We start from the raw sequence: 23,349 nt of genomic DNA, 5'->3' as shown, positions 1-23,349 counted from the left end.
CCATTGTAGGTATAACGTTTCTTTTTGGTGTTCGATAATCAATCAGCGTGGGGTGGTGCCATCATCATTTAATTAACAGTCCCGAGTGCTAAATGGGCAGTATTATTATGTGGTTTTTGACTACAGATCGTGTGCTGCTTTTTCATCAATAAGGGACGTGTCAATCTGCCACAACATTAAGAATAAAAGTACTTTTAAAGTATGCGATTAATATCGCAGGGTTTTGTGCGGATTTATTTTTCTATTTTAATAATTAAAAAATACTGAGGGATAACATGTTTAGAACGGTTATTGGGACTGGTCGTTTACGTACCTGTGCGGTAGCTATTGCCCTTTCCGGGCTTGTGCTCTCCGGGTGTGATAATAGTCAGCAGCCAGTGGCAGAAACGACCCCGCCAGATTTGCAGGTGAAAACGGCACCGTTTGGCTGGGCTGCGCAATATCATAATACGGATGGTAAATTTTATGCGACGACGGGGGGCGAAGGCGCGCTTGAAAATAGCATTTATGTCGTCACCAGTCGTCAGGAATTAAAAGACGCATTAAATAATATCCGCAGCCCCCGCTATATCGCCGGTGATGCCGATGCGGAATTGAAAGCAAAATTAGAACCAAAAATTATCTACTGGCAAGGCACTATCCGTGGTGATGACTTAGGCAATGGACGCTATGCCAATGCTGAGGATTATAAAACTAAACCGAATAAAACAACGTTTGATTTTGACTTATACGTCAAAGCATTCGATCAAAATTATATGGCGCAGTTGAAAGCGACGGTGGATGCGGGTGGAAGTGACGCAGCGGCGGCCAGCACACAGCTTAACCTTTTGAAAAAGCAGAATGGTCAACGTTCGCAGTATGCCAACAACCAGAAGGCGCAGATTCAATTTCAGGTACCGCCAAATACCACGATTTTAGGTGTGGGTAGTGAAGCCAAACTGGTGGAAGGCTATTTATCCCTCAATACCCTGAGCCAGACGTTCGGCAAAACGGATAACAGCAACATCATTATCCGCAATATTACGTTTCAGGCACCACGTGACTTTGCTCCGGCCTGGGATGCGGGCGACGGCGATAAAGGCAACTGGAATGCACGTTATGATTCCGTGTCGATTAATGCCAGCAAAAATGTCTGGATCGACCACTGCACGTTTACGGACGGTGAATATCCAGATCATTTAGAACCGGTGCTATTTGGCAAGCATATCCAACGCCACGACGGCTTGCTGGATATAGAAGACGGTGCCGATTACCTGACGATTTCCTACAACATCTTCGACCAACATGACAAAACGGTATTAATTGGCTCCGGCGATGGTGATAAAGGGGAATACCGAATCACGTTTGAAGGCAATTTATGGGACAACAGCGTGCAGCGTTCACCGCGCGTGCGTTTTGGTCAGGTGCATTTGCTGAATAACTACCATCGTGGGGCAACGGATACGAATTACCCCATTCTGTATGCCATTGGGATGGGCTTCGATTCATCCATTCTTTCCGAAAGTAACGTGTTTAATTTCCAGGGCGGCGGGGCGGATGAAAAGCTGATTATCGGTGCCTACAAGGGAAGCAAATTTAAAGACAACGGCTCCTGGTTCAATGGCAATCCGGCAAGCAATTTGAATCAAATCGCATTAGACAAATGCAGCACATTACAAGAAGCCGAGAAGGCAGCCGCTACAAATTCTGGGAAAGCCGTACCCGCATGGGCGCTGGAAACCTGCACCAATGAACTGGAATGGAGCCCGCCTTATACGTATAGCGCCGGGAAATCCATTGCCGCCGTTGAGAAATACGTCCTGGACAATGCCGGTGCGGGGAAACTGGATATTGCTCTGCCGTAGATCGTCTGATTCAACCCGTTATTTTTTTATTTGATTTTTATCTGTAAACCCATCTGCCGATGTGTTTCGCCTTGTGGCAACGATTCTGCTGTAGGGCGAAATACATCGGGAAAAATAATAGTAAAAATACAGGAAATGCTATGACTGACTTTTTACCTCGTACCCGTCTTACGCTCTGCGCAACATTAGTCCTGAGCGGCCTGATTGCTGGATGCAGCGATAGCGACTCAACGCCGGATGTCGGTGTTGATCGTTCCGCCGCACCACAAAATCTTAAAGTACCGACGTTGGCTTATGATGACCACAGCGTGGTACTTGCCTGGGAAAAACCGACCAAACCTGCCGCTGGTATTAAGGATTACCGTGTCTACATGAATGGAACCTTGCTGGGCGGAACCATTGATAACCAGAACACCCATTCACCGGCCAAGCCCTATATCGATAATTTCTACAATTCGATCGATACCGATAACTGGCATGTCCGCGTCAGCTTCCATAATTTCAAGGTCGCTAATCTGTCACCGGAAACGGAATACCGCTTCACGGTGCGTGCGCTTTATGACGACGGCAAAGAATCCGTTGATAGTGAAACCGTCGTGCAGAAAACGACGGCGACGCCAGCTTCACTGAATGTGACCAACTATGGTGCGAAAGGCGATGGCTTAACCAACGACACGGTGGCGATTCAGAAGGCGATTGATGACTGTACGCCCGCCGCGTATCCGAAAGGGTGTAAAGTCGTGGTTGAAGGGGGAACGTTTAAAACGGGGGCGCTGTTCCTGCACAGCGATATGACGTTTGAAGTCGCGAAAGGCGCCACATTGCTCGGATCGGCAAACGGTGACGATTACCCGCTCGCACGCGGCTACTATCTCTACCCTTACAGTTCACCTAAATTGCCGAAGCGTCCGCCTTCTCTGATTAACGTACTGGAAGCAGACGATCAGGGCAGCAGCCATGCAGGCACCTTTAAAAATATTCGTATCGTCGGGCAGGGCACCATTGATGGCAACGGCTGGACGCGTGGCGTTAAAGCCACCGATACAAACATTACTGAAATTGATGAGTTAAAGAATGAATTGCCGCTCTACCGTGCGAGTAAAGCCGCCAACGTTGGCAGCGACGGTATTCTGGCAAAAGACCAAACGGCAAAAGCCGTTTCTGAAGGAATGCTACTGGATGAGGCGTACAAAAACCGACGCTCCAGCCTGATGACGCTGCGCGGCGTGAGCAACATGTACCTGGAAGGGTTGACGATTCTGAACCCAGCTTTCCACGGTGTGATGGTGCTGGAATCCGAAAATGTGGCGATGAATGCGCTGGTACACACGACGTACGATGCCAATAATGCGGATGGCATTGAATTCGGCAATAGCCAGAACGTCATGGTATTTAATAACTTTTTTGATACGGGTGATGACAGCGTAAACTTTGCGGCGGGATACGGTGCCGAAGTGGCAACGCTGGGGCAAAAAGCGCAGAGTGGTGCCTGGATCTTCAATAACTACTTCCGCCGTGGGCATGGTGCGGTGGTCACAGGTAGCCATACTGGTGCCTGGATTGAAAAAATTGTTGCTGAAGATAACGTAATGAATAAGACGGATGTTGGCCTGCGCATGAAGAGCCGACCCTATTATGGTGGTGGCTCGCGTGACGTGGTATTCCGTAATAACGCGATGCGTGATATTGTCAACGAGCCGTTTGTGTTCACGATTAAATATAAAGCGGACGTGAACGATACCCAGCCTGCCGCTGAACCCGCGCAGTTCCGTGATGTGACCGTTTCCAACGTCACGGTTGATGGGACAGCGAAGAAAAACAGCATCCTGGTCGATGGGATGACCGTAACTGAAATGGCTGATGCGTATAAGTTCTCTTTTGGACGTGATGCCTATCACCAAGGCTTGCATTTTGAGAATGTAAAATTCAAAAATGTAAAAGCGACGGACATTACGTTCCTGAAGAACAGTGAATTTAAAAATGTCATTTTTGAGAATGTACCGGGAGCCTGGAATTTCGGACATATTGAAAATATCAGGCTCGAAGACCGTGTAAATAATGATGCCGCGCTGACGACCAGCGGTGATGAGACCATCACCCGGGAAGCCGCAACGGAATAAGGCATTTTCCCCACGCTAATCGGCGTGGGGAGTATTATGGATGATTACCTATGGCACGATTGCAAGCTTTCAAAGATCCGTCTTTTCATTCGTTGGTTGCCACTTTTCGGTCACTGCCCGCTCCGCTGATCCGACGTATTGCGTTGGGGCTGATTTTGCTGCTGATTTGTCAGCAGTTGGCCGTATTGACCTGGCGCTTTCTCCTCCCTGAAGACTCACGCATTGCTGGCGTGTCGGTCGCGCCTGCCCAGGCGAAAGAAAAACCCGCTACGCCGGGTGATTTTACCCTATTCGGCCATGCCCCCGATGCCGATGCGTCTGCGGTTAACGACGCCGCATTATCCGGCGATATTCCGCTAACCTCGTTAAATATCAGCCTGACTGGGGTGTTGGCGAGTGGAGACGCCAAGCGTTCGATTGCCATTATCGCTAAAGATAGTCAGCAATACAGTCGCAACGTCGGCGATGCCATTCCGGGCTATGAAGCCAAAATTGTGACTATCTCTGCCGATCGTGTCGTGCTCCAGTATCAGGGGCGCTACGAGGCGCTGCATTTGTATCAGGAAGAAAAGGCGACTGACGCGCCGTCGTCGTCTGGCGCATTTAGCCAAGTGAAAGACGAGATACAAAAAGATCCCTTCTCGGCGCAGGACTACCTGACCATTTCTCCCGTCACGGAAGAAGAAGTACTGAAAGGATATCAGTTAAACCCCGGCAAAAATCCCGATCTTTTCTACCGCGCAGGCTTGCAGGATAACGATCTCGCCGTGTCATTAAATGGCATGGATTTACGCGATGCGGATCAGGCACAGCAGGCGATGGCGCAGCTAGCCGGGATGAGCAAATTTAATTTGACCGTCGAACGTGATGGTCAACAGCAGGATATATATCTGGCACTGGATGGAGACCACTAATTTGTTTAGCAAGGGACAGGGATTTTTTAAGCGTCAGGTTTTTTCGAAGAATAAAAACCAGTGGCTTGGTCATTTACGCCGCAAGGGCATGTTGTTGCTCAGCGGGAGCGTTTTGCTGATGGCGTCATCATTGGCGTGGAGCGCCGAATTCTCCGCCAGTTTTAAAGGCACCGATATTCAGGAGTTTATTAATACCGTCAGTAAGAATCTAAATAAGACGGTCATTATCGATCCGTCGGTCAGCGGAACAATTACCGTACGCAGCTATGACATGATGAACGAAGAACAGTATTACCAGTTCTTCCTGAGCGTGCTGGATGTCTATGGATTCACCGTGATTCCGATGGATAACAACGTCTTGAAGATTATTCGCTCGAAGGATGCGAAATCGACGTCTATGCCGCTGGCCACTGATGAACAGCCGGGCATTGGCGATGAAGTGGTGACGCGCGTCGTGCCCGTTAGCAACGTCGCTGCCCGTGATTTGGCACCGCTGCTGCGCCAGTTAAATGACAACGCGGGTGCCGGGAGTGTGGTGCATTACGAACCGTCGAACGTGCTGCTGATGACTGGCCGCGCGGGGGTGATCCAACGGCTGATGACGATTGTCGAACGGGTTGATCAGACGGGTGATCGGAATGTGACCAGCATACCGCTGTCTTACGCTTCCTCAACGGAAGTGGTGAAGATGGTGAATGAGCTGAACAAGATGGATGAGAAATCCGCCTTGCCCGGCATGTTGACTGCCAACGTGGTGGCGGACGAGCGAACCAACTCGGTGCTGGTGCGCGGCGAGCCGAATTCACGCCAGCGCGTGATTGATATGGTCAAGCAGCTCGATCGCCAGCAGGCGGTACAGGGCAACACCAAAGTTATCTATCTCAAATACGCCAAGGCTGCCGATCTGGTCGAAGTACTCACCGGTGTCGGCGACAGTATCCAAACCGATCAGCAAAATGCGTTGCCCGCGCTGCGTAAAGACATTTCGATTAAGGCACACGAGCAAACCAACTCCCTGATTGTGAATGCCGCACCGGACATCATGCGCGATCTGGAGCAGGTGATTGCACAGTTGGATATCCGCCGTCCGCAGGTCTTGGTCGAAGCGATCATCGCGGAAATACAAGATGGTGATGGGATGAACCTAGGCGTGCAGTGGGCCAATAGAAATGCTGGCGTAACGCAATTCACGAATACGGGATTACCGATCACGACAATGGTGGCAGGGGCAGACCAGTTTAGACGTGATGGGACGGTGAGCACAGCAGCGACAGCAGCACTTGGCGGTTTCAACGGGATTGCTGCCGGTTTCTATCAGGGCAACTGGAGCATGCTGCTGACCGCGCTGTCCAGCAACAGCAAGAACGATATTCTGGCAACGCCCAGTATTGTGACGCTGGACAATATGGAAGCGACGTTTAACGTCGGCCAGGAAGTGCCCGTATTAGCGGGTTCGCAGACGACATCCGGCGACAACGTTTTCCAAACGGTGGAACGTAAAACGGTGGGTATCAAACTGAAAGTGAAGCCCCAAATTAACGAAGGTGACTCCGTTCTGCTGGAAATCGAACAGGAAGTCTCCAGCGTGGCAGATTCTGCCTCCAGCAGCAGCTCCAATTTAGGGGCAACATTCAATACGCGTACCGTTAATAACGCGGTGCTGGTCAGCAGCGGCGAAACCGTGGTGGTGGGCGGCTTGCTGGATAAAAGTACCAATGAGTCTGCAAGTAAAGTGCCCCTGCTGGGCGATATTCCCGTGCTGGGGTATTTGTTCCGTTCCAACAGCACGGAAACGAAAAAGCGTAACCTGATGCTGTTTATCCGTCCTTCCATTATTCGCGATCGCAGCCAATACCAGAGCGCCTCCGCCAGTAAGTATCACTCGTTCAATGCTGAAGAAGAGAAACAGCGAAATGTGAATGGCAGTGAGGGAGGGCTGTTGAGTAACGATTTGCTGCGCTTGCCGGAAGGTGGAAATGCTTATACGTTCCGTCAGGTTCAGTCCTCTATTGTGGCGTTTTATCCGGCGGGCGGGAAATGAGTGACGCTGCCTCCCTGATAATAGAATTACGCCCCATACTGCCTTTTGCCTATGCGCGGTCGCAGCAAATTCTGCTGTTACAGAGGGAAAATGACGCGAGCCTGCAGACGATTTGCGTCGCGCAAACGCCGCCATCCGCCTTGCTGGAAGCGCGTCGGATTGCGGGCTGTTCGCTCGGGATTGAACGCGTTACGGAAGAAGAGTTTGAACGGCAATTAGTCATTAGCTATCAGCGCGACTCGGAAGAAGCGCGGCGTATGATGGAGGACATCGGTAATGAGATGGATTTCTATACGCTGGTGGAGGAATTGCCAGACAGCGATGATTTGCTCGATGCCGACGACGACGCGCCGATTATCCGCCTTATCAATGCCATGTTGACCGAAGCGATTAAGAATAAAGCGTCGGATATTCATATCGAAACGTATGAGCGCTATTTGCTGATCCGCTTCCGCGTTGACGGTGTGCTCCGTGAGATTTTGCGTCCACAGCGTAAGTTGGCTTCGCTGCTGGTGTCGCGTATCAAGGTCATGGCAAAGCTGGATATTGCGGAAAAGCGTGTCCCGCAGGATGGACGTATGGCGCTGCGAGTAGGGGGACGGGCGATTGACGTTCGTGTCTCCACGCTGCCGTCGAACTACGGTGAGCGCGTTGTGCTGCGTTTGCTGGATAAAAACAGCGTTAAGCTCGATCTTGAACTGCTGGGCATGTCGGAACGCAATCGACAGCTGCTGGACAGCCTGATCCATCGTCCCCATGGCATTATTCTGGTCACCGGCCCAACAGGCTCGGGGAAAAGTACCACGCTTTACGCCGCGCTAAGCCGCCTGAATGCCTCGGAACGTAACATCATGACGGTGGAAGATCCCATCGAGTATGAACTGGAAGGCATCGGGCAAACGCAGGTCAATACCAAGGTCGATATGACGTTTGCCCGCGGGCTGCGTGCCATTCTGCGTCAGGACCCGGACGTCGTGCTGGTGGGGGAAATCCGTGATGGTGAAACGGCGCAGATTGCCGTGCAGGCCTCGCTGACTGGTCACCTTGTGTTATCCACGCTGCATACCAATAGTGCGCTGGGCGCACTGTCCCGCTTGCAGGATATGGGCGTCGAGCCTTTCCTGCTGTCAACTTCTCTGCTGGGCGTACTCGCGCAGCGTCTGGTCAGGACGCTGTGTTCTGACTGTAGCCAGCCACAGCCGGTCGATCCGGTTCAGGCTGAACAGATGGGGATCGCGCCCGGTACACTGCTGCATAATCCCGTTGGCTGTCCGCAGTGTAGCTTTACCGGCTACCGAGGACGTATCGGCATTCATGAGCTGGTGTTGATTAATGACGACGTCCGCGCCGCGATCCACCGCAGTGACGGTGAAATGGCGATTGCGCAGATTCTGGGGGAAGTCGAACCACCATCCGTCAGGATGGGTTGGATAAGGTACTGGCGGGGCTCACGACCTGGGAAGAAGTGATCCGCGTAACCAAAGAGGAATGATATGGCACAGTACCACTATCAGGCGCTGGATGCGCAGGGGAAAAAATGCCGTGGCGCTCAGGAGGCCGACTCTGCCAGACAGGCGCGTCAGCTATTGCGGGAGCGCGGGCTGGTGCCGCTGTCGGTTGATGAAAACCGAGGCGACCAACAGAAATCCGGTTCTACAGGATTCTCCCTACGTCGAAAAATTCGGATCAGCACCTCAGATTTGGCGCTATTGACTCGTCAGTTGGCCACGCTGGTGGCAGCGTCGTTGCCGCTGGAAGAAGCGCTGGATGCGGTGGCGAAACAGAGCGAAAAACCACAGCTGAGCCAGTTGATGGCGGCGGTACGCAGCAAGGTCATGGAAGGTCACTCGCTGGCCGATGCCATGAAATGCTTCCCCGGCAGCTTTGAACGGCTGTATTGCGCGATGGTCGCCGCAGGCGAGACGTCCGGCCACCTGGATGCCGTGTTGAACCGATTAGCGGACTACACCGAGCAGCGCCAGCAGATGCGCAGCCGCATTCAGCAGGCGATGATTTACCCGTGCGTATTAACCGTGGTCGCGATTGCCGTGGTCAGTATTCTGCTGTCTGTCGTGGTGCCGAAAGTCGTCGAGCAATTTATTCATATGAAGCAGGCGCTGCCGCTTTCAACCCGCGTATTGATGGGGATGAGCGATGCCGTGCGCACGTTTGGGCCGTGGATGCTGCTGGCATTGTTAGCTGGATTTATGGCGTTCCGCGTGATGCTGCGGCAGGAAAAGCGGCGCGTCAGTTTTCATCGACGCCTGCTGCATTTACCGCTGATCGGCCGCATCGCGCGTGGCTTAAATACGGCACGTTACGCGCGGACGCTCAGTATTCTTAACGCCAGTGCGGTGCCGCTGTTACAGGCGATGCGCATTAGCGGCGATGTCATGAGCAATGACTATGCCCGCCATCGGCTCTCTCTGGCGACGGATGCGGTACGAGAGGGCGTCAGCCTGCACAAAGCGCTGGAACAGACGGCGCTCTTCCCCCCAATGATGCGCCATATGATCGCCAGCGGTGAACGCAGCGGCGAGCTGGACAGCATGCTGGAGCGGGCGGCGGATAATCAGGATCGGGAATTCAGTTCGCAGATGACGCTGGCGTTGGGGCTATTTGAGCCTCTGCTGGTGGTCAGCATGGCGGCGGTGGTGTTGTTTATCGTACTCGCGATTTTACAACCGATTCTGCAACTGAATACGTTAATGAGTTCGTAAGAGAACCAACAATTGAATGAGGAAAAGTAAGGATGCAACAGTCTCAGCGTAGTTGTGGACAAAATAGTTATGGTCAGAGCGGTTATCGTCAGCGTGGTTTTACCCTGTTGGAAATTATGGTGGTCATCGTCATTCTCGGCGTACTGGCGAGCCTGGTGGTGCCCAATCTGATGGGGAATAAGGAAAAGGCGGATCGGCAAAAAGCCGTCAGCGATATTGTCTCTCTGGAAAGCGCACTCGACATGTACAAGCTGGATAACAACCGCTATCCGTCGACAGAGCAAGGGCTGAAGGCGCTGGTGACGAAGCCGACGGTACAACCGGAACCGCGTAACTACCCAGCCGATGGCTATATCCGCCGCCTGCCACAGGATCCGTGGGGCACGGACTATCAGCTACTGAACCCTGGTCAGCACGGCAAACTGGATATCTTCTCTCTGGGGCCAGATGGCATGCCGGGAACGGAAGATGACATCGGCAACTGGAATCTTGATAAGAAATAAAGGCATGCGGCGATCTGCCTGTCTTTATTGATGACGGCTGTGGATGACTGTTGTGGGTAGCTGCTATCGATGGCGGCGGGAAAAGGACGGCAAAAGCGCAATGAAGCGGTCAACGAGGAAGCAGCAGGGATTCACTCTGCTGGAAATGATGCTAGTCGTGTTACTGGCGGGCATCGCGGCTAGCATGGTTGTCATGGCGTTTCCTCCCGAGCGCCAGGATGACAGCGCCTGGCAGCTGGCTCGTTTTCAGGCGCAGTTAGAATTTGCCGCTGAAAGCAGTCAGATTAATGAATACATGCTGGGTGTTCGTATCCATCCCGATCGCTGGCAGTTTTATCAACTCCAGCGACCCGCTGCATCGGAAGGGATGCCGATCCCAAGCGGCGATCGCTGGCAGGGCTACAAGTGGCAGCCGTGGCAACCACATCGGGTGAGCGCATCGGCGTCGTTGCCCGAGGCATTACGGCTTGAGTTACTGCAAGCCGATGGGAAAAAAGTGGATAAAACGCAGAGTGGTGACGACCCCGATATCCTGATTTTGCCCGGTGGCGAAATCACGCCTTTCCGTCTGCTCGTTAAGTCTAAAGACAAAGCGCTCTCGAATTGGCTCCAGGTGGATAACACCGGGCGATTTGTGACGTCGATGAGTCAGGGTAAGAAACGATGAAACGACAGAAAGGGATGACGCTGGTGGAGGTGCTGGTCGCGCTGAGTGTTTTTGCGTTGGCAGGCATTGCCGTTTTGCAGACGACAGTCAGACAAGCAAGCAGCCTGAGTCGGCTGGAAGAGAAGACGTTTGCAGGCTGGGTGGCGGAAAACCAGCAGGTTCAACTGCGGCTGGAACAGCGCTGGCCGGAAGCGTCGTGGGTGAGAGGCGAAACGCAGTTCGCTGGCCTGCGCTGGCATTGGCGCTGGCAGGGCGTAGAGACTGGCGACCCTCAGACCAAAGCACTGGATGTGGAAGTGCGACGTAATAAAGACGCCTTTGCCGCCGATGCTTCCCTGCGCACCTATGTGGTGAAGCAATAATGTTTAGTAAAACAAGGATGTGTAGCCAAGTAAGAAGGGGGCGAGAGCCCGTGCGACAGAAGCGCCAGCAGGGGTTTACGCTGCTGGAAATGATTCTGGCGATCGCTATTTTTGCGGCGCTGAGCCTCAGTGCGTTTCAGGTGCTGAACGGCGTGATGCGTAATGATGAAATTTCGCAGCGTAAAGCTGAGCGTCTGGCCGAAATACAGCGCGCATTTTCACAAATGGACAACGATTTCTCCCAGATGATCGCACGCGGCAGCAGAGGAAGTACCTCGATGTTTTACGCCGGTCGCGATCAGTTAAAAAGTGATGACTGGGGCGTCAGCTTTATGCGCAATGGCTGGCAGAACCCGTTTGGTATTCTGCCGCGCTCTGAACTTCAGCCTGTGGCCTATCGGCTGCGGGAACACACGCTGGAACGGTTAACGCATGTGACGCCTGACCCGATTGAAGGGCTCGATCCCGGCGTAAAACCGCTTCTCACACAGGTTGATGGTTTCCGCCTGCGCTTTTTCAGCAATAAAACCTGGCGCGATCGCTGGGACAACAGTACGCAATTGCCACAAGGGATTGAAGTGGTGCTGACCTTAAGGGATTACGGCGAGATGTCGCGTATATTTTTGATTACCACCGGACCGGTTAAATGAGGCCGCGTCAGCGCGGCGCGGCGCTGCTGGTGGTGCTCCTGATCCTGGCATTAATGGTGACAATTGCCGCAGTGATTACGGAACGCACAGGCAAAGCGTTTTTGCGTACCGAAAGTCATTTGAGCCGTCAGCAGGCGAAATGGTACGCATTAGGGGCGGAAACGCTAAGCGGGCAGATATTACAGCGAGATGCGCGGAGTATGCCGGGGCGCACGTTTGCCGGACAGAACTGGTCGCAGCCGGGGCACCGTTTTCCCGTGGACGGTGGCGAAATCACTGGCCAGATTAGCGATGCGCGTACCTGCTTTAATGTGAATGCGATCAATCAAGGCGTGGATAACGAAAGCACGCTGGTGAAGACGCCTTATCCGGCGCAGGTTTTCCGTTTGCTATTGAAAAATCTGGGCGAGGAAACAGATCGTGCAGAAAAAATTACCGCGGCGGTGCGTGACTGGATTGATGCAGATAACTATCCGTCGGCGAACGGCGCGGAAGACGACGTTTATGCCACACTGCCAGTGCCTTATCGTACTGCGAATCAGAGAATGAGTGAAATTAGCGAATTACGCTCAGTGTATGGCATCGACAGCGATCTCTATCGTCGGCTATTGCCCTATGTCTGTGCGCTGCCGGTGGATGCGATGTCCATTAATATCAACACGCTAACCGAATTTGATGCCCCGCTGTTATCCGCCGTGTTCCTGAACGAAATGACGATGTCGCAGGCAAAAGCGCTAGTGCAGCAGCGGCCACGTATGGGGTGGGCAAGTATTGAAGTTCTGCAACAAACTGGGCTATTGCCCCCGAATAGTAAAAATACTGCGCAGCGAGTGCTGGCAGTAAAAAGTGAATGGTTCTTTGTAAAACTCCAGGTGCGTGTCGGCGACAGTGATTTCCATCAACGTAGCTTGCTTCATCTGAGTGGACAAAAGATAGAGGTCGTGCAGCGGCAATATGGAGGATATAGGACGGTGAATCCATGAAAATAGCGGGAAAATGGAAGCGAAAAGCCGCAAAAACCCCATTAAATCGAGGAACGATCGCTCGGCATCCGTGCCTCATTGTTCGTCTTCCGGTAGAGGAGCTGGGAGAGATCGAATGGCAGGTGCGCTCATCCAATGGGGAAAGTTTACTGAGTCAGGGGCGCGGTAGCATAGAGCAGGTTCGTCAGGCGCTGGCAGCCTATCCGTCCGTGACGTTTACCCGCGTTCTGGTTCCGGCCACTGACGTAACGTTTTATACCCTGACGTTGCCCCGACAGGCCCGGCGTCAGCTGACGCAAGTCGTGCCGTTTATGCTGGAAGACCAGCTGGCGACGGAAATTGAAAAGCTGCATTTTGCTGTGCTGGAAATTCATGGCGATGACGGCACGGTTGCCGTGGTGGAAAAAAACCGGATGCAGCGTTGGCTGGCACAGTGTGATGCGCTGGGCCTCAGCGTCGATACGTTATTGCCTGACGCCCGCGTATTGCCGAAACATCAGGATGGCTGGAGCGCGTTGCAGCATGATGACATGTGGCTGTTTCGCCAGCCGACGGGCCATGCCATGGCGGCGGAGTCCTCCTGGTGCGGTGATCTGCTGAAAGCCGCTATGCCGTTGCCTGCGATATACAGCTACAGCGCGGCATCAGTCGGTGGTGAGCTGTCGCAGTACGAATGGCAGGAAGAGGGCGAGTGGAAGGCGCAGCCGGAAACGGATCTCTTCACGCTGGCGGCAACGGCACACTTACCTGCCTCGGTCGATCTGCGACAAGGAGACTATGCGCCGGAGAAAGCCTGGCAAAACACCCTGCTGCCGTGGCGCGGCGTCGGGATCGCGTTTGCCTGTTACCTCCTGCTGGTTGCGGCAGATGCTGGCTGGGCGCACTACCAGCTTTATCAACAGTCTGAACATTGGCGACAGGAAAGCGTGCGCACCTATCGGCAGATTTTCCCTTCCGAGACGAATGTCGTTAACCCGCGCGCGCAGATGCAGCAGCACCTGCAACGTACGGCAACCGGAGGCGCAGGGAAAGCGCTGCTGGATCAATTAAACCCCTTACAGCAGCTCATGACACAGAATAGTGCGATCAAAATTCAGTCGCTGTCTTACGACGGCGCTGCGGGTGAATTCCGACTGGCGTTGCAGGGCACGTCATATCAGGAACTCGAGCAGTTTCAGCAGCAGGCTGCCGCTTATTATCAGGTACAGGCGGGAGAGATGCGGCAGGAAAACGATCGGGTTGAAGGCCGCTTAACATTAAGGAGCCAGCAATGAATGAATTACGGCAACGCTGGCAGGCGATGAGCCCGCGTGAGCGTCAGCTTATGGTCGTGTGCGCGGCGGTGCTTCTGCTCTGTCTGGTGTATTACGCTATTCTCCAGCCGTGGCAGGAGCGGGAAGATCTGTGGGAGCGCACGATTTCCCGCGAGCAGCAGACCGTCAGCTGGATGCAGAAACAGGCTTCATTGATTCCGCAGGGAAATCAGGCGCAGGAGGACAATAGTCAGCGCGACGTCAGTCTGCCGATTTTGATTTCACAAAGCACCAAGCGTTACGGACTAAACGTCGTACGTTTGCAGCCGCAGGGCAGTCAGGCATCGGTGACGCTGGGGCAGAGTGACTTTAATAGTCTGCTGCGTTGGCTTGGCGAACTGGAACAGAAAAATGGCGTAAAAGTGATATCGCTGGACGTGAATGGCGTCGAGCAAAGCCCCGGAATGGTGGACGTCACCAGACTGATGCTGGAACGGGCGGATGAAGCTTAAGTCCGGCATCGGCGTAGGTATCGCTCTGGTTCTGGCCTATGGGCTGTTCCTGGCGAGCTATGCGCCTGCCCGTTTGCTCACCGCCGTGCCGCTGCCAGCCGGAATGGTGGTTGCAGAGGCTGCCGGAACGCTGTGGCAGGGGAATCTACAACGGTTTAGCTGGCGCACGTTAACGCTGGACGATGTGCACTGGAACCTCACCTTCTCGGGTTTTATGCCCGCGCTGGAAATTGCGTTTAAAAACCCAGAAGGCATTGCAGGCCGCGGGATCATTCGCGGCTGGCAGCAGCCGCAGTTTTATCAATGGCAGCTTTCTGTGCCCGCGGGCTATTTATTCAGCCATCTGCGTTTTATCGTGCCCATCGGCGCAGAGGGAAACGTGCAGCTCAATCTACAAGAGGCGACGGTAGACCGTTCAGGCTGCCAGTCGCTGGACGCCAACATAACCTGGCCGGGGGCGCGAGTGAAAACGCCGCTGGGTGGTCTGGTGCTTGCGACACCTCAGGCCACGTTACGCTGCCAGCAAGGCGCGCTAGAAGCGAACTTGCGGCAGACCTCCTCACATCTGCAATTGTCTGGCAAAGGCAGCGTCACCCCGAAAGGCGAATACCGTTTTACGGGGCGGCTGAGCAGCGGAAATGACTTACCCGCGACGATGAAAAAACTGCTGGCAACCACCGGTAAAGCCGACGAGCAGGGTGCCAGAACGCTGAATTTTCAAGGGCGCTTGCTGTAATTAATAGAGGTAAGCGTTGTTATTTTTGTGCCGTCGTGCGCAGAAATAAACTGCTCATTCATACCGTTTCTTTATCAACAATCAGGGACTAACGTGGACGATTTAAGGGAATTCGCACAGCTGTTTCCGGCGTGGTGGTTTGGGGCGCTGGGCGTGTTGGGGTTGATTGTTGGTAGTTTTCTGAACGTGGTGATTTACCGCTTGCCGATTATGCTGGAGCGTCGCTGGCGGCAGGACATCGAGCTTGAAGCGGGCATGGCCGATTCCGATCCTGATACGCGCTACAACCTGTGTTGGCCGCCTTCGTCTTGCCCGCACTGCCAGCAGGCTATTGCAGTGAAAGATAACATCCCGCTATTCAGTTGGCTGTGGTTGCGAGGCCGCTCCCGCTGCTGTCATCAATCGGTGTCTGTGCAATATCCGTTAGTGGAAGTCATCACTATGCTGGCTTTTCTGACGGCGGGTTTGCTCTGGTTGCCCGGTATGGCGTTGTGGGGGGCATTGATTCTGCTGTCTTTCCTGCTGGTGCTGACCGTTATTGATATCAAAACGCTGCTGCTGCCGGATGTGCTTACGCTGTCGCTTCTGTGGATGGGACTGCTGTTTAATCTATCGGAGACCTTTGTCTCATTGAATGATGCCGTAGTCGGCGCGATGGCTGGTTATTTATCTCTATGGCTACTTTATTGGGTATTCAAATACGCAACGGGCAAAGAGGCGCTGGGGTACGGTGATTTTAAGTTGCTGGCTGCGTTGGGTGCCTGGCTGGGTTGGCAGGCATTGCCGAATCTGGTTTTGGTGGCAGCGTTGAGCGGGTTGGTCGTTACTCTTGTCTGGCGTGGGTTGCGTAAAGAGGATACGGCTAAACCGCTGGCCTTTGGCCCCTGGCTGGCAATGGGCGGCGTGTTCAGCGTGATAATGAACGGATTCAATCTGTAGAGAATAACAAAGGCAATACGAGTCATCGGCTGAATGCCGATCGGCAGGCATAAAAATAGGCTGAGGGTATAAATACCATCAGCCTTTTTTATCTTTATCTGTGTGTGCCCTTCAATGAATAAATCTTTGCCGGGCAAATGACAGGTTATTCTACCATCAGCATAAAGGTACTCACCCAAACGACTAAACAGAATGAGATACCCATAAAAAAATACTTCACCGATTTATTCTCCAGCAGAAACCACGCCAGCAACGATCCCGATTGTGCGTTTTATTATGGAAGGAAATAATTACGCTGCCGGTGATGTCACCGAAGGGTAATCTTTCCCGTTGTCATCACCAGAGTCACACCAGTTATGACGGGATCGGCGCTAAATCTACGCCGAGTGAGGGGGGGAATTCAAGAGGTCCAGAAACTATATTTTCAAAATAGCATTAAAAAGCGTTGAACCGTTTCAGGGACTGGGAAAACCGGGAGAATTCGAGTGAAAATAGCTCCTCAATCTTCCCGATTTTTGATGGTGTTATCGTTGGTTTGGCACCTATTGGATAGGCTTGAATGCGTTAGTCTGCTGGACTACGCTCGCCACCCCATCGCGGGTGCGACATGTTTCAGGATTGATTCGATCACATGCGCATTGTAATCCACGCCCAGTTGGTTCGGCACCGTGAGTAATAGCGTATCCGCTTCGGCAATCGCTTCATCCTGTTTTAACTGTTGGATGAGTGCGTCCGGCTCGGCGGCATAGCTGCGGCCGAAAATCGCGCGTGTGTTTTCATCCAGAAAACCCACCTTGTCGCTATCGTTACTGCTTCCGCCGAAATAGGCGCGATCGCGGTGATCCATCAATGCAAAAATACTACGGCTGACGGAGACGCGTGGCGTGCGCGTATGCCCAGCTTCAGCCCAGGCGGCTCGATAGGCACGAATTTGCTGTGCCTGCTGGATATGAAAAGGTTCGCCCGTTTCATCATCCTTTAACGTGGAGCTTTGTAGATTCATGCCCAGCTTCGCTGCCCATACTGCCGTGGCATTCGATCCGGCACCCCACCAGATTCGTTCGCGTAACCCATCAGAATAAGGTTCCAGACGCAAAAGGCCCGGCGGATTCGGGAACATAGGCTGTGGATTCGGCTTTGCAAACCCCTCGCCACGCAACACATCCAACAGCACCTCGGTATGACGCCGTGCCATGTCCGCTTCTGATTCCCCTTCTGTCGGCTGATAGCCAAAATAGCGCCAGCCATCGATCACCTGTTCTGGCGAGCCACGGCTGATGCCGAGCTGCAAGCGTCCGCCGGCGATCAGATCGGCGGCGCTGGCGTTTTCAGCCATGTACAGCGGGTTTTCGTAACGCATGTCGATGACACCGGTGCCAATCTCAATGCTTTTGGTTTTCGCCCCAATCGCGGACAACAGTGGGAAAGGTGAACCCAACTGGCGGGCAAAGTGGTGCACCCGAAAATAGGCGCCGTCAGCACCCAACTCTTCAGCGGCAACGGCAAGATCGATAGATTGCAGTAGTGCATCAGCGGCGGAACGGGTACCAGACTGCGGCGACGGGGCCCAGTGGCCGAATGATAAAAAGCCAATCTTCTTCATAGGGTATTTATCCTTATATTCAGACAAATATTTAGCATATTCGTCCTGCACAGCAAGGTTCTATAGATCAGTAATAGAAGCACTCTACGCGATTAATAGTGAGAATAAATATCATTTTTTTAACGTAATAATTCAGTTTATCTGACTAATCGTTCGCAGAATTAATAGTCTATTGAACGGGCACTTTCTGATTTGCGTGGGTAAATAATCCTGTTGTTATTTGGGATAGAGCGTCACTCGGACTTCTCTACCTCCAAGTTGGTATCCAAATATTATTATGAGCGAGATCAGTATTTTCTTTGTCGCTATCGCTGTATCATTTTATATATAGCGAAAATCAGGATACCAACATGATAAAGAAATTTGGCTACACGCTGTGGGTTGCCGGGCTGTTTTTGGTGTTTTCTAACGCCTGGGCGGCGCGTCAGGTGACCGACCAACTCGGGCGCAATGTCACGATTCCCGACCACGTTAATCGCGTGGTGGTGTTGCAGCATCAAACCTTAAATCTTCTGGTGCAGTTGGATGCACAAGAGAGCGTAGTGGGTGTGCTGTCCAGTTGGAAGAAACAGCTGGGTGAGCATTACTTGCGGCTGGCTCCGCGTTTGGCGGATTTGCCAATGCCGGGCGATCTCACTCAGGTCAATATTGAAAGCCTGCTGAAGCTGTCACCGCAGGTGGTTTTTGTCGCTAACTATGCGCCGCCGGAAATGATTGCGCAGATTGAGCGAACGGGTATTCCGGTCGTGGCGATCTCGCTGCGTCAGGATCAGCCGGGAGAAGCCGACAAAATCAATCCTACGATGGGTGACGAAAACACGGCGTATAACGAAGGGCTTAAGGCTGGGATTCGGCTGATTGGTGACGTCGTTGAGCGTCAGAAACAGGCGGAAGCACTGATCGACTATACGTTTACGCAGCGGCAAAACGTGAGTGCGCGTCTGGAGTCTATTCCAGAAGAGAAACGAATCCGCGTGTACATGGCTAACCCAGACCTGACAACCTACGGCTCAGGGAAATATACCGGCCTGATGATGTCGCATGCAGGGGCGCTGAATGTGGCGGCGGCATCGATAAAAGGCTTCAAACAGGTGTCGATTGAAAATGTGCTGGCCTGGAATCCAGAGGTAATTTTCGTACAGGATCGTTACCCAGATGTGGTGAAGCAGATCGTCAACGATCCGGCCTGGCAGGCGATTGAAGCGGTGAAACAGCATCGCGTGTATCTGATGCCGGAATACGCCAAAGCCTGGGGTTACCCGATGCCGGAAGCGTTAGCGATTGGCGAACTGTGGATGGCGAAAAAGCTGTACCCTGAGCGCTTTGCTGATATTGATATGCAAAAAGCGGCTGATGCGTATTACCAACGCTTTTACCGTATGGACTACCGTGCGGACGCCTCCGCGGCACAATGAGTTATCGCACCTACCGGATCACGCTGCTCACGGTGGTGGTGGTCACGCTGTTGATCGCCGTGTGCTCACTGGGGATAGGGCGTTTTAGCTTATCCCCGTGGCGCATCGTCCAGATACTTGCCGAACCGCTGTCTGGCAACGATCTGCTGTTTGGAAAAAAACCGCTGCTTGGCGATATTGAACGGCAAGTGGTGTGGAGCGTGCGCTTACCCCGCGTGTTATTAGCCTGGTGTGCAGGCGCGGCGCTGGCGCTGAGCGGGGCCACGCTGCAAGGCGTTTTCCGTAACCCGCTGGTCGATCCGCATATCATCGGCGTGTCTGCCGGCGCGGCTTTCGGCGGCACGCTGGCGATTCTATTAAGCTGGACGCCGCTGCTTTTGCTGCTGTCTGCGTTTACGTTCGGCATGCTGGCGCTCTTGCTGATTTTCATAATGGCCGCCGCATTCGGCAGGCAGAACGTGCTGATCCTGATCCTGGCCGGCGTCATCCTCAGCGGCTTTTTCGGGGCGTTGGTCAGCCTGATGCAATATCTGGCGGATACCGAAGAGAAGTTGCCGAGTATCGTTTTCTGGCTGTTAGGCAGCTTTGCCACTGCACACTGGAACTCGCTGATGACCATGGCGGTGCCATTAGCCCTTGCGGGCGGACTACTGCTGCGGCTGCGTTGGCACATCAACGTGTTGTCGATGGGCGAGCAGGACGCGCGTGCGCTAGGTGTCGCCGTACAGCCCTTGCGCTGGCTGATTTTGAGCTTGTGTGCCGCGATAGTCGCCGCTCAGGTGGCGGTCAGCGGGAGTATTGGCTGGATTGGGCTGGTGATTCCCCATGTCGCACGCATGCTGGTTGGGGCCGATCATCGTCGCCTGCTGCCGGTGTCACTGTGGCTGGGTGGCGGATTCATGGTGCTGGTGGACGATCTGGCGCGCAATCTCAGTGAAGCGGAAATCCCGTTGGGCATTCTGACGGCGCTACTTGGCGCGCCACTTTTTGCCGTGCTGCTGTATAAAACACAGCGACAGGAGAGAGGACGCTAGCATGCTGACCATCAGGTTATCGACAGAAGAGCTGGTGTACGGCTATCAACAGGGGCAGGGCTTTTTTTCACCGCTGAATTTGTGCTGTCGGGAAGGGGAAATTACGGCGATTCTGGGCGCGAATGGCAGAGGAAAAACGACGCTGCTGAATACGTTGATGGGGCATTTATCGCCGCTTTCCGGGACGATCCAGCGTGATGGACACATTGGCTTTGTGCCGCAGATATTCACACCGCCGTTTTCTTATAGCGTTCTGGATATGGTGCTAATGGGGCGTGCGGCACGTGTTCGGCTATTTGCCATGCCTTCTGCGCATGACATCACCGTGGCGCAGAATGCGCTGGGGATGCTGGGAATCGCATCCCTTGCCGATTGTGAGTTTAGCGCGTTGTCCGGCGGGCAGCGGCAGCTTGTCTTAATCGCGCGAGCGTTAGCCTCGGAGTGTCAGACGCTGATTCTGGACGAACCGACGGCGGCGCTTGATGTGCAAAATCAGGCGCAGGTGCTGCGGTTATTGACGCATCTGGCTAAAACGCAGCGCCTGAGCATCCTGCTAACCACACACGATCCCTCGCACGCGCTGGCCATTGCCGATCGGGCGCTGCTGCTGATGGGCAATCAACACTATCTTTATGGCCGCTGTGATGAGGTTGTGACGGAGGATAACCTGTCGCAGCTGTATGGTATTCCGATGCGGCAGGTTTGCGTGGACATCGCGCCACAGCCGTATTATGCGCTGATACCGATATTGACCATGACGGAGTCACCATGACCGATCCCCTTCGCCTGTATGCAGCGGGCAGCCTGCGCCTTGCATTTGCTCCGCTGTTGGCAACGTTCAGCGAACGTTATGCGGTGGACGTGATACAGACTTTTGGCCCTGCTGGGCTACTGAGTGAAAAAGTGATGCACGGTGACGCGGTAGATATTTTCGCCTCGGCAAACTGTGCGCATCCTTTACGCTTGAAAGCGCTGGGGCTGGCGGAAGAAACCAGCGTGTTTACGCGCAACCACCTTTGTATTGTGATGCGTAACGTGCCGGAACTCACCACGCAATCCTGGCTGATGGCGCTCCTTGACCCACGTTTTGTGCTTTCAACTTCGACGCCTGGCAGCGATCCCGGAGGGGATTATGCGTTTGAGCTTTTTGATCGCATCGAACGTCTGCATCGAGGCTGGGGAAATCAGTTGCGCGACAAAGCGAAACCGCTGGTGGGCGGCGGGCTCGACCATGCCATTCCGGCTGGCATGACGGCGGGAAGTTACCTGATTCGGACTGGGCAGAGCGATATGCACATTGGCTATGCGAGCTATCTGCCGTTATTGCTCAATCAACCGGATCTGCATGTGGTTCATTTACCCGATCCCTATCGTATTGATGCCGAGTACATGCTGGCTGTTATGAAACCTGCACGACGTGAGGCGCGGCTGCTGGCGAACTATCTTTTATCTCCTGAAGGACAAGGCTTTCTGGTGAACAAAGGATTTGCCTCACTGTTTTAGTCGCAGAACGGGAGGTAAATCGGTCAATGATGACGAACTCTGCTATGATTGCGGCATATCTGCGCCGCTTTTTAGCGCGGCGTCACCTTTCGTTATCTCGTCCTTGGTAGAGTAATCACTGTGAGTACAACCTCTTTTTCTTCCCTCGCGCTGCCCGCAGAGCAGTTATCCAATCTTAATGAACTGGGCTATACCGACATGACGCCCGTCCAGGCGGTGACGCTGCCAGCCGTTCTGAGCGGCGCAGACGTGCGGGCCAAGGCGAAAACCGGTAGCGGTAAAACGGCGGCATTCGGCATTGGGTTGCTGGATCGTATTGTCGTGAGCGACTTTACCACGCAGGCGCTGGTGCTGTGCCCGACGCGTGAGCTGGCCGATCAGGTCAGCAAAGAGCTGCGTCGTCTGGCTCGTTTTGCACAAAACATTAAGATTCTGACACTGTGCGGCGGTCAGCCGATGGGCCAGCAGCTCGATTCGCTGGTTCACGCTCCGCATATTGTTGTCGGGACGCCGGGACGTATTCAGGACCATTTACGCAAGCAGTCGCTGTCTCTGGATAGCCTGAAAGTGCTGGTACTGGATGAAGCGGATCGCATGCTGGATATGGGCTTCACTGATGCCATTGATGATGTGATTTCCTACACGCCGTCCGATCGTCAAACCCTGTTATTTTCCGCTACGTACCCAGAAGAGATCGAACAGATCAGCGCACGCGTTCAGCGTCAGCCGCAACGTTTCGAGATTGCAGATGGTGTGGAAGAATCGGCTATTGAACAACGTTTCTATGAGACAACGAAAGATCAGCGTCTGCCGCTGTTGATTGCCATTTTGGGCCATTATCAGCCTGCGTCCTGCGTGGTGTTCTGTAATACGAAGCGTGATTGCCAGAGCGTATTTGACGCGCTGGACATGCGCGGGATTAGCGTATCCGCGCTGCATGGCGATCTGGAACAGCGCGATCGCGATCAGGTTCTGGTGCGTTTTGCTAACCGCAGCTGCCGTGTGCTGGTGGCAACCGATGTTGCGGCTCGTGGCCTCGATATCAAAGAGTTGGAGCTGGTGGTAAATTTTGAGCTGGCTTTCGACCCTGAAGTTCACGTTCACCGCATTGGCAGAACGGGCCGCGCGGGTACGAAAGGTCTGGCGGTGAGCCTGTGTACACCACAGGAAATGAACCGCGCTAATCTGATTGAAGACTACCTCGGTATGCGCATTAAATGGACACCGGCGGATGAAGTTAGTCGCAGTGGCGAGGTTGCGCTTGAACCTGAGATGATGACGCTGTGCATTGATGGTGGCAGAAAAGCCAAAATCCGTCCCGGCGATATCCTCGGGGCGTTAACCGGCGATGCAGGATTAACGGCAGCGGAAGTAGGGAAAATTGATATGTTCCCGATGCATGCTTATGTCGCTATCCGTAAAGCCAGTGCTAAGCGCGCGTTGCAGCAGCTCCAGAAAGGCAAAATCAAAGGAAAAAGCTGCAAGGCCAGATTGTTAAAGTAACCGGTGGCTGATATACCAGACAGAAGGGGCACGGGTAACTGACAGGA

At 53.5% G+C, this 23,349-nt stretch carries 21 protein-coding genes and 1 pseudogene; 20 read left to right on the top strand and 2 right to left on the bottom strand.

Annotated features, from left to right (window positions below; all coding sequences use genetic code 11):
• Positions 1–275: 275 nt before the first annotated feature.
• The 15 genes and pseudogenes from BJJ97_RS19985 to BJJ97_RS19915 all read left to right on the top strand — a co-directional run bounded on the left by BJJ97_RS19985 (position 276) and on the right by BJJ97_RS19915 (position 16,244).
• Positions 276–1,844, top strand: coding sequence for a pectate lyase family protein (locus BJJ97_RS19985; RefSeq protein ID WP_095995085.1), 1,569 nt, complete (start codon positions 276–278; stop codon positions 1,842–1,844).
• A gap of 140 nt (positions 1,845–1,984) precedes the next feature.
• Complete coding sequence (locus BJJ97_RS19980) at positions 1,985–3,964, top strand: glycosyl hydrolase family 28 protein (protein WP_095995084.1); 1,980 nt, start codon at positions 1,985–1,987, stop codon at positions 3,962–3,964.
• Positions 3,965–4,014: 50 nt separating this feature from the next.
• Positions 4,015–4,878, top strand: coding sequence for a type II secretion system protein GspC (gene gspC, locus BJJ97_RS19975; RefSeq protein WP_095995083.1), 864 nt, complete (start codon positions 4,015–4,017; stop codon positions 4,876–4,878).
• A gap of 88 nt (positions 4,879–4,966) precedes the next feature.
• Positions 4,967–6,919, top strand: a complete 1,953-nt coding sequence (gene gspD / locus BJJ97_RS19970) for a type II secretion system secretin GspD (RefSeq protein WP_167385230.1) — start codon at positions 4,967–4,969, stop codon at positions 6,917–6,919.
• Positions 6,916–8,411, top strand: a pseudogene (gene gspE / locus BJJ97_RS19965) (type II secretion system ATPase GspE). Before gspD ends, gspE begins: the two are co-directional and overlap by 4 nt.
• Before the next feature lies 1 nt (position 8,412).
• The gene (gene gspF, locus BJJ97_RS19960; RefSeq protein ID WP_095700117.1) at positions 8,413–9,639 is read left to right on the top strand and encodes a type II secretion system inner membrane protein GspF; all 1,227 of its coding nucleotides are present in this window, start codon (positions 8,413–8,415) and stop codon (positions 9,637–9,639) included.
• Positions 9,640–9,671: 32 nt separating this feature from the next.
• Complete coding sequence (gspG, locus tag BJJ97_RS19955) at positions 9,672–10,142, top strand: type II secretion system major pseudopilin GspG (RefSeq protein WP_095995082.1); 471 nt, start codon at positions 9,672–9,674, stop codon at positions 10,140–10,142.
• A gap of 100 nt (positions 10,143–10,242) precedes the next feature.
• Positions 10,243–10,809, top strand: coding sequence for a type II secretion system minor pseudopilin GspH (gspH, locus tag BJJ97_RS19950; protein ID WP_095995081.1), 567 nt, complete (start codon positions 10,243–10,245; stop codon positions 10,807–10,809).
• Entirely contained in the window at positions 10,806–11,171 is a 366-nt protein-coding gene (gene gspI / locus BJJ97_RS19945; RefSeq protein ID WP_095995080.1) for a type II secretion system minor pseudopilin GspI, read from the top strand. Before gspH ends, gspI begins: the two co-directional genes overlap by 4 nt.
• 50 nt (positions 11,172–11,221) lie before the next feature.
• A complete protein-coding gene (gspJ, locus tag BJJ97_RS19940; RefSeq protein WP_223806356.1) occupies positions 11,222–11,821 on the top strand; it encodes a type II secretion system minor pseudopilin GspJ in 600 nt (199 codons plus the stop codon).
• The gene (gene gspK / locus BJJ97_RS19935; RefSeq protein WP_095995078.1) at positions 11,818–12,804 is read left to right on the top strand and encodes a type II secretion system minor pseudopilin GspK; all 987 of its coding nucleotides are present in this window, start codon (positions 11,818–11,820) and stop codon (positions 12,802–12,804) included. Before gspJ ends, gspK begins: the two co-directional genes overlap by 4 nt.
• A complete protein-coding gene (gspL, locus tag BJJ97_RS19930; protein WP_095995077.1) occupies positions 12,801–14,078 on the top strand; it encodes a type II secretion system protein GspL in 1,278 nt (425 codons plus the stop codon). The genes gspK and gspL overlap by 4 nt, the downstream gene beginning before the upstream one ends.
• A complete protein-coding gene (gene gspM, locus BJJ97_RS19925; RefSeq protein WP_095995076.1) occupies positions 14,075–14,569 on the top strand; it encodes a type II secretion system protein GspM in 495 nt (164 codons plus the stop codon). Before gspL ends, gspM begins: the two co-directional genes overlap by 4 nt.
• Positions 14,559–15,305 carry a type II secretion system protein N gene (locus tag BJJ97_RS19920; protein ID WP_095995075.1) on the top strand — a complete coding sequence of 249 codons (747 nt, stop codon included), beginning with the start codon at positions 14,559–14,561 and terminating at the stop codon, positions 15,303–15,305. The genes gspM and BJJ97_RS19920 overlap by 11 nt, the downstream gene beginning before the upstream one ends.
• Positions 15,306–15,398: 93 nt before the next feature.
• Positions 15,399–16,244, top strand: a complete 846-nt coding sequence (locus BJJ97_RS19915) for a prepilin peptidase (protein ID WP_095995074.1) — start codon at positions 15,399–15,401, stop codon at positions 16,242–16,244.
• A gap of 145 nt (positions 16,245–16,389) precedes the next feature.
• Here the strand turns inward: BJJ97_RS19915 and ypdK are convergent, their stop codons facing one another.
• A complete protein-coding gene (ypdK, locus tag BJJ97_RS21935) occupies positions 16,390–16,464 on the bottom strand; it encodes a membrane protein YpdK (RefSeq protein WP_099606229.1) in 75 nt (24 codons plus the stop codon).
• A 357-nt stretch (positions 16,465–16,821) separates the two neighbouring features.
• Positions 16,822–17,847: an LLM class flavin-dependent oxidoreductase gene (locus tag BJJ97_RS19910; protein ID WP_095995073.1), complete on the bottom strand. Its 1,026-nt coding sequence runs from the start codon at positions 17,845–17,847 to the stop codon at positions 16,822–16,824.
• Positions 17,848–18,197: 350 nt separating this feature from the next.
• Between BJJ97_RS19910 and BJJ97_RS19905 the strand changes: the two genes are divergently transcribed.
• From BJJ97_RS19905 to dbpA, 5 genes are all read left to right on the top strand, one after another.
• Entirely contained in the window at positions 18,198–19,262 is a 1,065-nt protein-coding gene (locus tag BJJ97_RS19905) for an ABC transporter substrate-binding protein (protein WP_095995072.1), read from the top strand.
• Positions 19,259–20,296, top strand: coding sequence for a FecCD family ABC transporter permease (locus BJJ97_RS19900; RefSeq protein WP_095995071.1), 1,038 nt, complete (start codon positions 19,259–19,261; stop codon positions 20,294–20,296). The genes BJJ97_RS19905 and BJJ97_RS19900 overlap by 4 nt, the downstream gene beginning before the upstream one ends.
• A 1-nt stretch (position 20,297) precedes the next feature.
• On the top strand, positions 20,298–21,068 hold the full coding sequence (locus tag BJJ97_RS19895) for an ABC transporter ATP-binding protein (protein WP_095995070.1): 771 nt from the start codon (positions 20,298–20,300) through the stop codon (positions 21,066–21,068).
• The gene (locus BJJ97_RS19890; protein WP_095995069.1) at positions 21,065–21,799 is read left to right on the top strand and encodes a molybdate ABC transporter substrate-binding protein; all 735 of its coding nucleotides are present in this window, start codon (positions 21,065–21,067) and stop codon (positions 21,797–21,799) included. The genes BJJ97_RS19895 and BJJ97_RS19890 overlap by 4 nt, the downstream gene beginning before the upstream one ends.
• Before the next feature lie 120 nt (positions 21,800–21,919).
• A complete protein-coding gene (gene dbpA / locus BJJ97_RS19885; protein ID WP_095995068.1) occupies positions 21,920–23,302 on the top strand; it encodes an ATP-dependent RNA helicase DbpA in 1,383 nt (460 codons plus the stop codon).
• Positions 23,303–23,349 lie beyond the last annotated feature (47 nt).

It is taken from the genome of Pectobacterium polaris, from assembly GCF_002307355.1.
Classification (GTDB): domain Bacteria; phylum Pseudomonadota; class Gammaproteobacteria; order Enterobacterales; family Enterobacteriaceae; genus Pectobacterium; species Pectobacterium polare.
The sequence above is the reverse complement of the archived record's forward strand: the minus strand, read 5'-3'. Positions and strand labels throughout refer to the sequence as shown.

What these genes read in the sequence shown, in the direction of transcription:
- BJJ97_RS19910 (WP_095995073.1), bottom strand. Translation starts at nt 17,847, where the DNA reads ATGAAGAAGATTGGCTTTTTATCATTCGGCCACTGGGCCCCGTCGCCG.
- BJJ97_RS19905 (WP_095995072.1), top strand. Translation starts at nt 18,198, where the DNA reads ATGATAAAGAAATTTGGCTACACGCTGTGGGTTGCCGGGCTGTTTTTG.
- gspM (WP_095995076.1), top strand. Translation starts at nt 14,075, where the DNA reads ATGAATGAATTACGGCAACGCTGGCAGGCGATGAGCCCGCGTGAGCGT.
- gspK (WP_095995078.1), top strand. Translation starts at nt 11,818, where the DNA reads ATGAGGCCGCGTCAGCGCGGCGCGGCGCTGCTGGTGGTGCTCCTGATC.
- BJJ97_RS19920 (WP_095995075.1), top strand. Translation starts at nt 14,559, where the DNA reads ATGAAGCTTAAGTCCGGCATCGGCGTAGGTATCGCTCTGGTTCTGGCC.
- gspI (WP_095995080.1), top strand. Translation starts at nt 10,806, where the DNA reads ATGAAACGACAGAAAGGGATGACGCTGGTGGAGGTGCTGGTCGCGCTG.
- BJJ97_RS19900 (WP_095995071.1), top strand. Translation starts at nt 19,259, where the DNA reads ATGAGTTATCGCACCTACCGGATCACGCTGCTCACGGTGGTGGTGGTC.
- gspG (WP_095995082.1), top strand. Translation starts at nt 9,672, where the DNA reads ATGCAACAGTCTCAGCGTAGTTGTGGACAAAATAGTTATGGTCAGAGC.
- BJJ97_RS19980 (WP_095995084.1), top strand. Translation starts at nt 1,985, where the DNA reads ATGACTGACTTTTTACCTCGTACCCGTCTTACGCTCTGCGCAACATTA.
- BJJ97_RS19890 (WP_095995069.1), top strand. Translation starts at nt 21,065, where the DNA reads ATGACCGATCCCCTTCGCCTGTATGCAGCGGGCAGCCTGCGCCTTGCA.
- gspH (WP_095995081.1), top strand. Translation starts at nt 10,243, where the DNA reads ATGAAGCGGTCAACGAGGAAGCAGCAGGGATTCACTCTGCTGGAAATG.
- BJJ97_RS19895 (WP_095995070.1), top strand. Translation starts at nt 20,298, where the DNA reads ATGCTGACCATCAGGTTATCGACAGAAGAGCTGGTGTACGGCTATCAA.
- gspF (WP_095700117.1), top strand. Translation starts at nt 8,413, where the DNA reads ATGGCACAGTACCACTATCAGGCGCTGGATGCGCAGGGGAAAAAATGC.
- gspC (WP_095995083.1), top strand. Translation starts at nt 4,015, where the DNA reads ATGGCACGATTGCAAGCTTTCAAAGATCCGTCTTTTCATTCGTTGGTT.
- gspD (WP_167385230.1), top strand. Translation starts at nt 4,967, where the DNA reads ATGTTGTTGCTCAGCGGGAGCGTTTTGCTGATGGCGTCATCATTGGCG.
- gspL (WP_095995077.1), top strand. Translation starts at nt 12,801, where the DNA reads ATGAAAATAGCGGGAAAATGGAAGCGAAAAGCCGCAAAAACCCCATTA.
- BJJ97_RS19985 (WP_095995085.1), top strand. Translation starts at nt 276, where the DNA reads ATGTTTAGAACGGTTATTGGGACTGGTCGTTTACGTACCTGTGCGGTA.